Source organism: Flavobacterium sp. N502536 (assembly GCF_025947345.1).
In the GTDB taxonomy this organism is placed as follows: Bacteria; Bacteroidota; Bacteroidia; order Flavobacteriales; family Flavobacteriaceae; genus Flavobacterium.
In genome coordinates this window covers 2,960,049-2,974,218 of sequence record NZ_CP110011.1, presented here as the reverse complement: position 1 = coordinate 2,974,218, position 14,170 = coordinate 2,960,049, and the positions used below count along the sequence as shown (strand labels likewise).

Here is a 14,170-nt window from a genome sequence, read left to right as displayed (position 1 = left end):
TTAAAGAAAACACATTTTTTCACATAGCTATGTGAATGTATGAAAGTAAAACGTCCTTAATCTCAAAAGAAAGAATCTATGTTTCTATGTGTTAAAAGAAACAGTCAACTAATAAATAATATAAAGAAAAATGACTCATAATAAATCCACATCATTATTTGAAAGTAAGCAGGTAAAAGAAGCTTTAGTGCAATCTTTTGTAAAGCTTAATCCAAAAATGATGATCAAAAATCCGGTAATGTTTACTGTAGAAATAGGAACTGCCATTATGTTTGCTGTTTGTGTTTCCATCTTAATGGGAGCTCAGGATCAGGGTAGTTTTATTTACAACCTAATTGTATTTTTAATCTTACTGGCCACACTTTTGTTTGCCAATTTTGCCGAAGCCATTGCCGAAGCCAGAGGAAAAGCACAGGCCGACAGTTTAAGAAAAACAAGGGAAGAAACTCCGGCCAGACAGATTTTATCTAACGGAGAAATCAAAAACATCAGCTCTTCTGAATTGAAAAAAGGAGACATCTTCATTTGCGAAGCAGGTGATTTAATTGCTACTGATGGTGAAATTATCGAAGGATTGGCTACTATAGACGAAAGTGCCATTACAGGAGAAAGTGCTCCTGTAATTCGGGAAGCCGGTGGTGATAAATCATCTGTAACTGGTGGTACAAAAGTATTGTCAGACAAAATAAAAGTAATTGTAACGTCGGAACCAGGCGAAAGCTTTTTGGACAAAATGATTGCTTTGGTAGAAGGTGCAAGCCGTCAGAAAACACCAAACGAAATTGCATTAACCATCTTATTAGCCGCATTTACTTTAATTTTCGTGATTGTGTGCGTTACGCTAAAACCGTTTGCCGACTATGCAAATGCACCCATCACGATTGCGGCTTTCATCGCTTTGTTTGTTTGTTTAATTCCAACTACCATTGGAGGTTTACTTTCTGCAATCGGAATCGCGGGAATGGACAGAGCTTTACGTGCCAATGTTATTACAAAATCCGGAAAAGCAGTTGAAACTGCCGGAGACATTGACGTTTTACTTTTGGATAAAACCGGAACCATCACAATTGGAAACAGAAAAGCAACGAATTTTTATCCTGCTAAAGGTGTTTCAGAAGAAGATTTTATAAAATCTGCCGTGCTAAGTTCATTGGCAGATGACACTCCGGAAGGAAAAAGTATCGTGGAATTGGCTGGAGCCGAACTTGCCAATAAATTATCTATTGAAGGTGCTACTTTAATTAAGTTTACCGCAGAAACCAGGACTTCCGGAGTTGTTTTAAAAGACGGTACCAATATTAGAAAAGGAGCTCAGGATGCCGCAAAAAATATCGCCCTTCAAGCCGGAAACTCTTTCCCTGAAGATATTGCTCAAAAGGTAATTGATATTTCGTCTAAAGGAGGAACACCGCTGGTGGTTATTAAAGACAATCAGGTTCAGGGGGTTATCGAATTGCAGGATATTATTAAAACGGGAATGAAAGAACGTTTTGACCGTTTGAGAAAAATGGGAGTTAAAACGGTAATGGTGACCGGAGATAATCCGCTTACGGCGAAGTTTATCGCTGAAGCTGCCGGTGTGGATGATTTTATTGCCGAAGCGAAGCCTGAGGATAAAATGAACTACATCAAAAACGAGCAGAATCTGGGTAAACTAGTCGCCATGATGGGTGACGGAACCAATGACGCTCCTGCCCTTGCGCAAGCCAACGTAGGTGTTGCCATGAACAGTGGAACGCAGGCTGCCAAAGAAGCCGGAAACATGGTTGACCTTGACAATGATCCAACAAAATTAATTGAGATCATCGAAATTGGGAAACAATTATTAATGACTCGTGGTACGCTGACTACTTTCTCCATTGCCAATGACGTAGCGAAGTATTTTGCGATCGTTCCTGCCCTTTTCATCACGGCAATTCCAGCTTTGGAAGGTTTAAACATCATGCGTCTGCACAGTCCGGAAAGCGCCATTTTATCGGCCGTAATTTTTAATGCAGTAATTATTCCGATACTAATTCCTCTGGCATTAAGAGGTGTCGATTACAAACCAATCGGAGCAAGTGCCATCTTAAAAAGAAACCTGTTGATTTATGGTTTAGGCGGATTACTTGTCCCTTTTGTCGGAATTAAGTTAATTGATTTAGTTGTTGCTCTCTTCATGTAAATAAAAGTTACTAAGAAACTAAGTTGCTAAGGTTCTAAGTTTTTTCCTTAGCAGCTTAGAAACTTAGCAACTCAGAACCTCAAAAATAAAAATAAAATGAAAAATATATTTTCACTATTCAAGCTTACGCTGCTAACCGTAATTCTGTTTGCAGTTATTTATCCTCTTGCAATCTATGGAATTGCACAATTTGCTCCTAATCAAGGAAAAGGAGAAACGATTTTGGTTAAGGGAAAAGTGGTAGGATACCAAAAAATTGGTCAGAAATTCGATAAGTCCAATTACTTCTGGGGACGACCTTCGGCTGTAGATTATAATGCTGCCGGAAGTGCCGGAAGCAACAAAGGACCAAGTAATGCCGAATACCTGGCTTTGGTTCAAAAAAGAGTCGATACGTTTTTAATCGTTCATCCGTATTTGAAAAAAGCAGAGATTCCTGCAGATATGGTTACAGCTTCAGGAAGCGGTTTAGATCCGAATATTTCACCGCAAGGCGCTTTGATTCAGGTGAAACGAATTGCCAAAGAAAGAAAATTAGACGAGGCTAAAGTAAAAACTTTGGTAGAATCTAAAATCAATACTGCTGTTGTAGGTCCGGAAACAGTTAATGTACTGGAACTGAATATTGCCCTTGATCAATTGAAATAGAGGCTCTGAGGTACTGAGATACTAAGGTGCTAAGGTTTTTTCTTTGAACAGGTTTTGGAAACCTGTTAGGATATAAAATCGATATAATCCCCCTTTTTGCCCCGAATAATCTAGCCCCGATAGTAGTGGAAATCCTTTTGTGTCCGCCGCGGCGGACACAAAAGATTGAAACGGATAGCGGGATTAGCTCCTAAAAAAATCTACTAAATAAATAATTGAATACCACAAAATGAAAAAAATTATACTTACCGCTTTAATCGCTTTTGGTTATAGCAATTTACACGCTCAGGAAGAATCAAAAAGTCCGTTTACATTTTCAGGATACGTAGACGTTTATTACAGCTATGATTTTGGAAAACCGGATAATCATACCCGCCCGGGATTTATTTACAACTACAATAAAAGTAATGAAATGAATATCAATTTAGGGTTGGCAAAAGTGAACTACAGCAAAGGCAATGTTCGCGGAAATTTTGCGCTGATGGCCGGAACTTACGCCGAGTACAACCTGGCTGCCGAGCAGGGTTTATTAAAAAATGTATATGAAGCCAATGTGGGAGTGAAGATTTCTTCTTCTCATAATTTATGGGTTGATGCGGGAATTATGCCATCACATCTTGGTTTTGAAAGTGCTATCGGAAAAGATTGTCAAAATCTGACCCGAAGTATTCTGGCTGAAAACTCTCCTTATTATGAAACGGGGGTTAAAATTGGTTATACTTCTGAATCCGGAGCATGGTATGTAGCCGCAATGTATTTGAATGGCTGGCAGCGCATCCAAAAAGTAGAAGGCAATCAAACTCCTGCTTTTGGAACTCAGATTACTTACAAACCATCAGACAAAGTGGTACTGAACTGGAGCACTTATGTTGGAAATGAGCAACCAGATATTGACAAAAAATGGCGCTATTTTAATAATTTTTACGGACAATTTAAAGTAACCGATAAAACAAACATCACGGCTGGTTTTGATGTTGGAACACAACAATCGGCTAAAAACAGTGCTAAATATGATGCCTGGTTTTCTCCGATTTTGATTTTGCAATACAAACCAACTGACAAAATTCAGCTTGCAGCCCGCGGCGAATATTATAGTGATGAAAAAGGAGTAATTATAGCAACCCAAACTCCAAATGGTTTTAAAACTTACGGATTTTCAGCTAACTTTGATTACTTAGTCACTGATAATGTAATGTTTAGATTAGAAGCAAGAAATCTTTCCAGTAAAGATGAAATATTTACAAAAAACAATCTTCCAACGAGTACAAATACATTTGTAACAACTTCGCTGGCAATTAGTTTTTAAAAAATATCAGCCACAGATTACACAGATTAAAAGGATATTTTTCGCCACGAATTCACGAATTTTTATTTATAAATAACATCAATACAATTCGTGAATTCGTGGCAAATAAATCTACACAAAGCCATTCAATAATCCTTCGAATCTGTGCAATCTGTGGCTAAAAAAAACTTTGTGTCTTAGCGCCTTAGCGGCAAAATTATGAAAGAAGAAAAAGAAAATAATGCACAGCACTTTCTCGATTTAATTCAGAAATCACGAAAGGGAAAGTTTAAAATCTACATTGGGATGAGTGCCGGTGTGGGTAAAACCTACCGGATGCTGCAGGAAGCACATTCGTTATTAAAAAACGGAATTGATGTAAAAATTGGTTACATCGAAACGCACATGCGAAAAGAAACGCATGAGCTTTTATCTGGTTTGCCTGTGATTCCACGGCGAACCATTTTCTATAAAGGGAAAGAGCTCGAAGAACTCGACGTACAGGCGATAATCAACCTTAGACCCGAAGTTGTCATTGTCGATGAACTCGCACACACCAACGTTGAAGGAAGCAAAAACGAAAAACGCTGGCAGGATGTTCTGGAAATTCTGGAAGCCGGAATCAATGTGATATCGGCAGTGAATATTCAGCATATCGAAAGTTTAAATGAAGACGTTAAACGCATCACAAGTATTGATGTTCAGGAACGTATTCCCGATAATGTTTTACGACTGGCCGATGAAGTCGTAAACATCGATTTGACCTCTGAAGATTTGATTGCACGTTTAAAAGAAGGAAAAATTTATACGGCAGATAAGATTCAGACTGCTTTGTCTAATTTTTTCAAATCAGAACAAATTTTACAATTGCGTGAATTGGCTTTGAAAGAAGTTGCCAGCCAGGTAGTTCGAAAAGTAGAAAACGAAGTACCCCAGCTGCATGCATTAAGACACGAAAAATTACTGGCCTGCATTAGCAGCAACGACAAAACAGCAAAAATTGTAATCAGAAAAGCGGCACGTCTGGCAAGTTATTATAACGGATCCTGGTATGTTTTGTATGTAGAAACTCCGAAAGAAAGCAGTACCAAAATTGCATTGGACAAACAACGACATTTGATTAATAATTTTAAACTGGCTGTTCAGCTGGGTGCCGAAGTGATTAAAACAGAAAACAAAAATATTGCCGACGCCATTTTAATGACGGTCGAAGAAAAGCACATTACAACTGTATGTATTGGGAAACCACATTTAAATTTATTTAAAGTAATTTTGTCTACAACAATTTTCAGACGTCTATTGAATAGTCTGTCTTTATCAAATGTTGATCTTGTTATATTATCGTAAAATGTGAAATGTTTTTATGTAAAATGTGAGATGTTTTTGCGAAATACATTTTACATTTCACAACTAACTTTTTTACTAGAAAAAGCAAAAAATGAGAATTAAAACCAAATTGAATCTGGGAGTCGGGTTGTTATTTTTAATGATTATTATACTCTCGTTAGTGAGCGGATATGCTGTTTTTTTAATCAAAGCAGATACCGAGAATATTCTGAAAGCGAATTACAATACGCTGGAATATTCCAGAAATATGATTTTATCTCTGGATGAAATCAAAGTGAATACTGATAGTACGATTCATACTTTTAAAGAATATCTTGAAAAACAAACCCGAAACGTTACAGAACCCGGAGAAAAAGAAGCCACTGCCAAACTAGAAAATGACTTTGCGCTTTTAGAAAAAAATGGTTCTAATGAAACCGTGAAAGCACAAATCAGGCAGGATATTTTTTCGATTATGAAACTCAATCTGGATGCCATCAAGCAAAAAAGTGATATTGCCAGACATACCGCTGAAAATGCCAATTTATGGATTGCCATTGTGGGAACACTCTGCTTTTTAATTGCCTTTAATCTGCTCGTTAATTTGCCCAATAATATTGCCAATCCAATTAAGGAATTAACGCAGAGTATTAAGGAAATTGCCAATAAAAATTATTCCGAACGGGTGCATTTTACCAATCACAACGAATACGGTGATCTGGCAAAATCCTTTAATACCATGGCGCAAAAACTACAGGAATACAACAATAGTAATTTGTACAAATTATTCTTCGAGAAAAAACGACTGGAAACCCTGATCAATAACATGCACGATCCTATTATTGGATTAGACCAGGAAGGCGTGATTTTGTTTGTAAATGATGAAGCTCTCAAAATCATCGGAATGAAACTTGAAGATGTTATTGGTCAATCGGCTTCAGCTTTGGCTGTCTCCAATGATTTAATTCGCTCTTTGATTCTCAAAGAACCGGCCGCTGATTCTCAGAAAAAACACCCAATGAAAATTTTTGCTCACGGGAAAGAAAGTTATTTTGATAAAGAAACCATCAACATCACCATAACTCCAACGGGCGAAGAAAAGGAAATTAATATTGGAGATGTAATCATCCTGCGAAATATTACCTTGTTTAAAGAACTCGATTTTGCAAAGACTAATTTTATTGCAACCGTTTCGCACGAATTAAAAACGCCCATTGCTTCTATAAAACTAAGCCTTCAATTGCTTCAAAACAATAAGACAGGTGAAATGAACGACGATCAGAAACAACTTGTAGAAAGCATTAAAGAAGACAGTCAGCGTTTATTGAAAATTACAGGCGAATTGCTTAATTTATCACAATTAGAAACCGGGAATATTCAGTTAAACATTGAGAAAAGCAATCCTTATTCGATTGTAAATTATGCAACTGAAGCCGTAAAAATTCAGGCCGAACAAAAACAAATCAAACTCATTGTTGAAGCCAATGAACACCTGCAAGATGTAAAAGCCGACAGTGAAAAAACAGGATGGGTTTTGATTAATTATTTGTCGAATGCGATTACCTATTCGTCTGAAAAAAGTACCATTACCATCCGGTTAAAAGAAGAAAACGATCAAATTACATTTGAGGTTATCGATACCGGAAAAGGAATTGATGCCCGCTATAAAGACAAAGTCTTCGATAAATATTTTCAAATTCCGGGAAGCCAGAAATCAGGAACCGGATTGGGGCTCGCCATCAGCAAAGAATTTATCGAAGCTCAAAACGGAACTATTGGTGTTGAGAGTAATTTGGGATTAGGAAGTACGTTTTGGTTTTCGTTGAAGGTTTAGATATTTTATTTTTCGAAGAAAAAGAGCAATCGGATCAAAAAATTTCCAATACAAAAGAACCATAGGTTCGTACATATTTATAGGACCGGATTTTAATCCGGTCAATCAAGTAAACCCGCGAATCAAAGAGCCATAGGCTCGACCTATTTTGTCGGCCGGATTTTAATCCGATCCCGTTATCATAAAAATTAAAACATGAATCGTTCCGATGGAACTCTTTAAATACACATCAATTTTCGACGGATTAAAATCCGTCGCTACAATTATAAACCATTCCTACGGAATTATATAATATTTAGCCAATCTTAACTCAATTCTCTATTTTAAAGCCGGATTTTAATCCGATTGGTAAGAAATCCCACAATACAAAAGAACCATAGGTTCGTACATATTTATAGGCCGGATTTCAATCCGGTCAATCAAAGAAACCCGCGAATCAAAGAGCCATAGGCTCGACCCATTTTGTCAGCCGGATTTCAATTCGGTCCCGTTATAATAAAAACTAAAACATGAATCGTTCCGATGGAACTCTTTAAAATGCACACCAATTTTCGACGGATTAAAATCCGTCGCTACAATTATAAACCATTCCTACGGAATTATATAATATTTAGCCAATCTTAATTCAATTCTCTATTTTAAAGCCACCGGGTTAATATTCGCTTAAGGTTCAATTAAACCAAAAATACTTAGGTTAGACATACGTTATTATTGCAACTTTTAACAATAACGAAGATGTTTTACAAAGCGATTTCTCTGGTATTTTTATTTGGTTTTTTGGGTGCCAATGCACAGCAAAATGATTCTATTACAAAAATTGACAGTACTTCACAACAATTAAAATTCAACTACAAACAACTAATCATTCCGGGGGTATTAATTGGCTACGGAGTAATTGGACTTGAAAGTGATCAGTTGCTGAGTTTCAATTCGCAGATTAAAAAAGAAGTTACTGAAGACATTGACAACAAAATCACTATTGATGATTTCTCTCAATATGCGCCGGCTGCCTCGGTTTATGCGCTGAATGCTTTTGGTGTGAAAGGAAAGAATACTATGCGGGATCGGTCTGTCATTTTTGTAACCTCATACGTAATTATGGCTTCAACTGTTTTGGGCTTAAAATCGATTTCACATGTAGAAAGACCTGACGGAAGTTCGAACAACTCTTTTCCTTCAGGGCATACCGCGACTGCTTTTGCCGGAGCGGAGTTTTTATGGCAGGAATACAAAGACAAATCAATTTGGTACGGAATTGCCGGTTATGCCGTAGCAACCGGAACCGGACTTTTCAGAATTTACAACAACCGTCATTGGTTAACGGATGTTGCTGCCGGAGCCGGAATCGGGATTTTGAGTACTAAAATTGCCTACTGGATCAATCCCTATATTACCAAAAAACTATTTAAATCATCTTCCGAAAACAAATCAACTTCTATGGTAATGCCTTTTTATAATGGCAAACAATACGGATTGGGATTTGTGAAGGTTTTTTAGTTTTTTTATTGGCTATAGTCTTCCTGAGCGAAGTCGAAGGGCTTTCTAGCACAAAAGGTCTTCGACTTCGCTCAGACCGACAGACGACTATCAATTATAAATCGGGTTTAGAGCTTAAATAAAATTCGTGAATTACTTCGTCCGTTCGCTATCGCTCGGGTTGTGGCGGAAAAAAATAATCTGTGCCATCTGTGGCAAAAAACCTTTTACGTATTCGAAGTATTATTCTTAATCTCCATTACCTCTCTTTTTACCTCCAGAAGTAAGTCTTTCATACTTTGAGATTCTGTCTGCTCATGGCGTTTATCGCTTCTTCCAATATTACATTCATATTCCCAGATTTCTAAGATATCAGAGGCTTTCACTTCATAATTTGGATAAAAACGATTATCCGATTCTAAAACCAAAGTGTTCTTTTTGTTTTTGTTCAGACGTTTGTAAACCATTCCTTCATTTTTGGTAATCAGGATATACGTCTTACCATCCATCACCTCTCCCAGCCTTTCTACATAACGCCCAATAATAATAGATCCGTCTTCATGTGGCGGCATCGAATCGCCTTCAACAGGAAATCCGCGATGTTTACCCGGCCCCAAAAACGGAAGGGAAACTTGCTGCAAACTTTCGATATATTCCGGATCGGCATATCCGTTTAGATAACCTGCTTTTGCTCTTTGGGATACAATTTCGATATAATTCTCCCCAAAACGGTCTACCTGTATGGGCAGAATGAGTCGGTTGCCTTCCAGTTTTATCAAATTTTCGATATCAATCTTACGTATATCGACAGACAATAGTAAATCAATACTAGTATGAAAATATAAGGCAATTTGTTTCAAGATATCGTACGGCGCCTCAGAGGTTCCGTCCTCGTATTTAACATATCTTCCTCGGGTAATCTTTAGGTTCTCAGCTAATTTCTCCTGCGATATTTTATGCTTAACCCTCAATGCTCTGATGTTATCTGAAAATAGGGACATAATTAATTTGTTATAATTTGGAACAACAAATATACAAAAAAATGTTATCATCTGTACTAATTTTGTTTACTACAAAAACAAGAAAATGGCAAGGGCAATTGTACATATGGATCTGGATACCTTTTTTGTATCCTGTGAAAGACGCACCAACTCTGAACTCAACGGAATCCCGCTTATTATAGGCGGCGGAGACCGCGGTGTTGTGGCCTCTTGTTCGTATGAAGCCCGTAAATTTGGAGTCCGTTCTGCTATGCCGATCCGTATGGCATTAAAACTTTGTCCGGACGCAAAAGTCATGAAAGGCGATATGGAATTGTATTCGCAATTATCGCATGATGTTACACAAATTCTTCAGGATAAAGCGCCTGTTTTAGAAAAAGCCAGTATCGATGAGTTTTACCTCGACATTACCGGAATGGATAAATTTCACGGAAGTTATAAATGGACCAACGAACTGGCACAATCTGTAATTAAAGAAACCGGATTACCCATTAGTTTTTCATTGTCTATTAATAAAACCGTTTCTAAAATAGCCACCGGAGAAGGCAAACCAGTAGGAAATCTTGAAATTCCGGAACAAGGGGTACAGGACTTTTTAAATCCTTTATCCATTCAGAAAATTCCAATGGTTGGAGCGGTTACTTTTCAGCTTTTGTCCAGAATTGGCATTCGTAAAATTCAGACGTTAGCCGAAATGCCTGCCGAAGTTTTACAGCAAATGATTGGTAAAAATGGTCTCGAGCTCTGGAAAAAAGCACACGGAATTGACCACACTCCCGTAGAACCTTACACGGAAAGAAAATCAATATCTACCGAAACTACTTTTTCTCAGGATACAATCGACATTGCAAAACTGAGAAGAATACTTTTAGGAATGGTCGAAAAACTGGCTTTCCAGCTTCGGGCTGAACAATGGCTCACCTCAACGGTTACGGTTAAAATACGCTACGCCAATTTTGATACCGAAACCAAACAATCTAAAATTGCCTATACCTCAGCAGATCATATTCTGACCAAAAATGTGACAGAACTCTTTGAAAAAGTCTACCAGCGCCGAATGCGGCTTCGCCTGATTGGCATTCGCTTTAGCGGACTCGTACGCGGAACTTATCAAATTGATCTTTTTGAAGACACGCAGGAAATGTTATCGCTCTACGCCGCTATGGACAAAATGAAAAGCCGTTATGGTTTTGATGCCGTAATGCGTTGTGCAGGAGCTCATTTTAAACCCAATACTAAGGACGAAATTTTAAAACGCATCAAATAAATCATGTATCTCAACTGCCATTCCTTCCACTCGCTTCGCTACGGCACAATTCCGCTTAAGGATTTGGTCGGGCATGCCGCTTCTTGTGGTGTAAAAGCTATGGCACTTACAGATATTAATACGATAACCGGAATTTATGATTTTATAAAAGCCTGTCAAGAAAAAGAAATTAAACCTTTAGTTGGGATAGAATTTCGATGCCATCATCAATTCCGATATATTGGTTTGGCTCAAAATACGGAAGGTTTAGGCGAAATGAACCGCTTCTTAACCGATCACAATTTCAGCGGAGCACCTTTGCCTTTGATTGCCCCCGAATTCAAGTCGGTCTTTGTGATTTATACGCTGGAAAATGCTCCGGCAACACTTCGCGAAAATGAGTTTATCGGGATTCGGACAGATGAAGTTTCTAAGCTTTTTACGGCTGAATTTAAAAGCCGAATTGCTAAAATGGTAATTCTTGAACCGATAACTTTTACAAACAAAAGAGAATTTAACCTACATAAAATTCTGCGGGCGATTGACACCAATACTCTTTTATCGAAGTTAACGGAATCTGATTATTGCAAAAATTCTGAGAAATTAAAGCCTTTAGAAGCGCTGTTGCCTTACTATGAGAATTATCCTGAAATTATAGCCAACACTCAGCAAATAATCGATTCCTGTAATTTTGAATATGATTTTGGAGTTCCAAAAAACAAAAAATTCTATACCCAAAGCCGCCAGGAAGATTTAGAAAAACTGACGGATTTGGCTTGGAAAGGATTCAAAAACCGTTATGAAGACGAGAATTTGGAAGCCAAAAAACGTGTCGAAAAAGAACTGAAAGTTATTGATGAATTAGAGTTCAGCGGTTATTTTCTTATCACCTGGGATATTGTACAATACAGCAACAGTCAGGGTTTTATGCATATTGGCCGGGGCAGCGGTGCCAACAGTATTATTGCCTATTGTCTCGGAATTACAGACATCTGCCCTATCGAACTGGATTTATACTTTGAACGTTTTTTAAACCTTAACCGCAAAACCCCTCCCGATTTTGATATTGACTGGAGCTGGAAAGAACGCAACATCATTTTAGAATATATCTTCGATAAATATGGTCGTGATCGTGTCGCTTTCTGTGGCACCAATGTCGAATTCAAATACCGGTCGATTTTTAGAGAAGTTGGAAAAGTATTTGGTCTTCCGAAAGAAGAACTCGATATGCTGGCCAAAAATCCAATGGCGTTACACGAAACCAATTCCATTGTAAAATTGGTACAGCAATATGGTATGATGCTCGAAAAATACCCCAATCACCGCAGCATGCACGCCTGTGGTATTCTGATTTCCGAAGAGCCTATTACGAATTATACTCCCTTAGAAATGCCTCCAAAAGGCTTTCCTATCGTGCTTTTCGACATGCACATTGCCGAAGAGATTGGTTTTGAGAAATTCGATATTTTAAGTCAGCGTGGTATTGGACATATTGACGACAGCGTAAAACTGATCGAAAAAAACCGTGGTATAAAAGTGGACATCCGCAATACTTCAATTTCTAAAGACGAAGCTTTATGCAACATCTATTTGGCTCAGGGCCGCACTATTGGCTGCTTTTATATCGAAAGCCCTGCCATGCGCGGTTTATTACGCCGGCTGAATTGTGACAATTATAAAATTCTGGTAGCGGCTTCCTCTATCATCCGTCCCGGTGTGGCACAATCCGGAATGATGAAAGAGTATATTTTTCGTCATAATAACCCAAATCAGTTTCAATATTTTCATGACGTTTTTAAGGAACAGCTTGGCGAAACTTACGGCATTATGGTTTATCAGGAAGATGTGATCAAAATCGCTCAGCATTATGGTGGTCTTCCTGCTGCTGACGGCGATATTCTGCGTCGTGCCATGTCCGGAAAAGGAAGGTCTCTGGAAGCTTTACAAAAAGTAAAAGACAACTTTTTTGCCTGTTGTGCCCAAAAAGGACATCCCGAAATGCTGAGTCAGGAAATTTACCGTCAGATTGAATCTTTTGCGGGATATTCTTTTTGTAAAGCGCATTCGGCTTCTTATGCCGTAGAAAGTTATCAGAGTTTGTTTCTGAAAGTTTATTATCCTGTAGAGTTTATGACCGCAGTAATCAATAATCAGGGCGGGTTTTACAGAACTGAAGTTTATGTACACGAAGCACGTATGTCAGGCGGCAGCATTCACAACCCGTGTGTGAATAAAAGTGAATATCAGACTACTTTGTATGGCACAGACATTTATCTTGGCTTTATGCATTTGCAGAGCCTTGAATCTAAAACGGCGCATTTAATTGAGTCGGATCGGGAGAAAAATGGTGCTTTTCTTTCTTTAGAGGATTTTATCAACAGAATCCCTATTGGCATTGAAAGCATGAAAATTCTAATTTTTATAGATGCTTTTCGTTTTACAGGAAAAACCAAAAATCAGCTTTTGGTTGTCGCAAGTTTGCTTCTTAATAATTTCAAACCCGAAAACAGAAACCTGAGACTGATGCAGGAACCGGTAAAGGAATACAAGCTTCCTACTCTGGAACGTTCTTTATATGAAGATGCTTTTGATGAAATTGAACTATTAAGTTTTCCTGTATCCTGCACTGTTTTTGATCTTTTACAAACCAAATACCGCGGCGATATTATGGGCAAAGATTTAGTAAGCCATCATAAAAAACAAGTTCGCATGCTCGCTTATCTCATTTCCAGAAAACAAGTTCCTACCAAAAAAGGAACGATGTATTTTGGCACCTGGATCGATCATGAAGGTACTTATTTTGACACGGCCCATTTCCCGGACAGCCTGGCCCACTATCCTTTTCAGGGTGGCGGCTGCTATCTTTTGTTAGGAAATGTCGAAGTCGATTATCATTTTCCAACAATTACCATAACCAAGATGGCCAAAATGCCTTTTATTCCGGATCCGCGTTATATGGATGCTAAAGATCAGTTTAAAACACAACGCCAAATTAAGGAAGATGTTAGTCCAACACATCGAGCCCCTTATCCGCAAGGACATGAGATTAATTTGCCCCGGCACCGAATGAAATTTTAAAACACATAACCAGTTGAGCATAATATTTTAAACACATAGAAACATAGTTTCAAAATAATAACAAAGGCGTTTCACTTGCCGACTATGTCCCTATGTGTTAAAGTTTTAAACA

At 38.0% G+C, this 14,170-nt stretch carries 9 protein-coding genes; 8 read left to right on the top strand and 1 reads right to left on the bottom strand.

Annotation, left to right across the window (positions count from 1 at the left end; translation table 11 throughout):
- Nucleotides 1–130: 130 nt before the first annotated feature.
- From kdpB to OLM61_RS12730, 6 genes are all read left to right on the top strand, one after another.
- Nucleotides 131–2,164 carry a potassium-transporting ATPase subunit KdpB gene (gene kdpB, locus OLM61_RS12755; RefSeq protein ID WP_264523039.1) on the top strand — a complete coding sequence of 678 codons (2,034 nt, stop codon included), beginning with the start codon at nt 131–133 and terminating at the stop codon, nt 2,162–2,164.
- A gap of 96 nt (nt 2,165–2,260) precedes the next feature.
- Nucleotides 2,261–2,812 carry a K(+)-transporting ATPase subunit C gene (locus tag OLM61_RS12750; protein WP_264523038.1) on the top strand — a complete coding sequence of 184 codons (552 nt, stop codon included), beginning with the start codon at nt 2,261–2,263 and terminating at the stop codon, nt 2,810–2,812.
- Between the two features lie 229 nt (nt 2,813–3,041).
- The gene (locus OLM61_RS12745; protein ID WP_264523037.1) at nt 3,042–4,118 is read left to right on the top strand and encodes a porin; all 1,077 of its coding nucleotides are present in this window, start codon (nt 3,042–3,044) and stop codon (nt 4,116–4,118) included.
- Between the two features lie 198 nt (nt 4,119–4,316).
- Nucleotides 4,317–5,444, top strand: a complete 1,128-nt coding sequence (locus OLM61_RS12740) for a sensor protein KdpD (protein WP_264523036.1) — start codon at nt 4,317–4,319, stop codon at nt 5,442–5,444.
- A 91-nt stretch (nt 5,445–5,535) separates the two neighbouring features.
- Complete coding sequence (locus OLM61_RS12735) at nt 5,536–7,257, top strand: cell wall metabolism sensor histidine kinase WalK (RefSeq protein WP_264523035.1); 1,722 nt, start codon at nt 5,536–5,538, stop codon at nt 7,255–7,257.
- Between the two features lie 735 nt (nt 7,258–7,992).
- Complete coding sequence (locus OLM61_RS12730) at nt 7,993–8,754, top strand: phosphatase PAP2 family protein (protein WP_264523034.1); 762 nt, start codon at nt 7,993–7,995, stop codon at nt 8,752–8,754.
- 206 nt (nt 8,755–8,960) lie between these two features.
- Here OLM61_RS12730 and OLM61_RS12725 read toward each other — a convergent pair whose 3' ends face one another.
- Nucleotides 8,961–9,734, bottom strand: a complete 774-nt coding sequence (locus OLM61_RS12725; protein WP_264523033.1) for an XRE family transcriptional regulator — start codon at nt 9,732–9,734, stop codon at nt 8,961–8,963.
- An 85-nt stretch (nt 9,735–9,819) separates the two neighbouring features.
- On the opposite strand from OLM61_RS12725, the gene dinB reads away from it, so the two are divergent.
- Together dinB and OLM61_RS12715 are read left to right on the top strand one after the other, a co-directional pair.
- On the top strand, nt 9,820–11,001 hold the full coding sequence (dinB, locus tag OLM61_RS12720; protein WP_264523032.1) for a DNA polymerase IV: 1,182 nt from the start codon (nt 9,820–9,822) through the stop codon (nt 10,999–11,001).
- Between the two features lie 3 nt (nt 11,002–11,004).
- The gene (locus tag OLM61_RS12715; protein ID WP_264523031.1) at nt 11,005–14,058 is read left to right on the top strand and encodes a DNA polymerase III subunit alpha; all 3,054 of its coding nucleotides are present in this window, start codon (nt 11,005–11,007) and stop codon (nt 14,056–14,058) included.
- Nucleotides 14,059–14,170 lie beyond the last annotated feature (112 nt).

Excerpts from the sequence above, each read along its gene's own strand:
- kdpB (WP_264523039.1), top strand. The coding sequence starts at position 131 with ATGACTCATAATAAATCCACATCATTATTTGAAAGTAAGCAGGTAAAA.
- OLM61_RS12750 (WP_264523038.1), top strand. The coding sequence starts at position 2,261 with ATGAAAAATATATTTTCACTATTCAAGCTTACGCTGCTAACCGTAATT.
- OLM61_RS12745 (WP_264523037.1), top strand. The coding sequence starts at position 3,042 with ATGAAAAAAATTATACTTACCGCTTTAATCGCTTTTGGTTATAGCAAT.
- OLM61_RS12740 (WP_264523036.1), top strand. The coding sequence starts at position 4,317 with ATGAAAGAAGAAAAAGAAAATAATGCACAGCACTTTCTCGATTTAATT.
- OLM61_RS12735 (WP_264523035.1), top strand. The coding sequence starts at position 5,536 with ATGAGAATTAAAACCAAATTGAATCTGGGAGTCGGGTTGTTATTTTTA.
- OLM61_RS12730 (WP_264523034.1), top strand. The coding sequence starts at position 7,993 with ATGTTTTACAAAGCGATTTCTCTGGTATTTTTATTTGGTTTTTTGGGT.
- OLM61_RS12725 (WP_264523033.1), bottom strand. The coding sequence starts at position 9,734 with ATGTCCCTATTTTCAGATAACATCAGAGCATTGAGGGTTAAGCATAAA.
- dinB (WP_264523032.1), top strand. The coding sequence starts at position 9,820 with ATGGCAAGGGCAATTGTACATATGGATCTGGATACCTTTTTTGTATCC.
- OLM61_RS12715 (WP_264523031.1), top strand. The coding sequence starts at position 11,005 with ATGTATCTCAACTGCCATTCCTTCCACTCGCTTCGCTACGGCACAATT.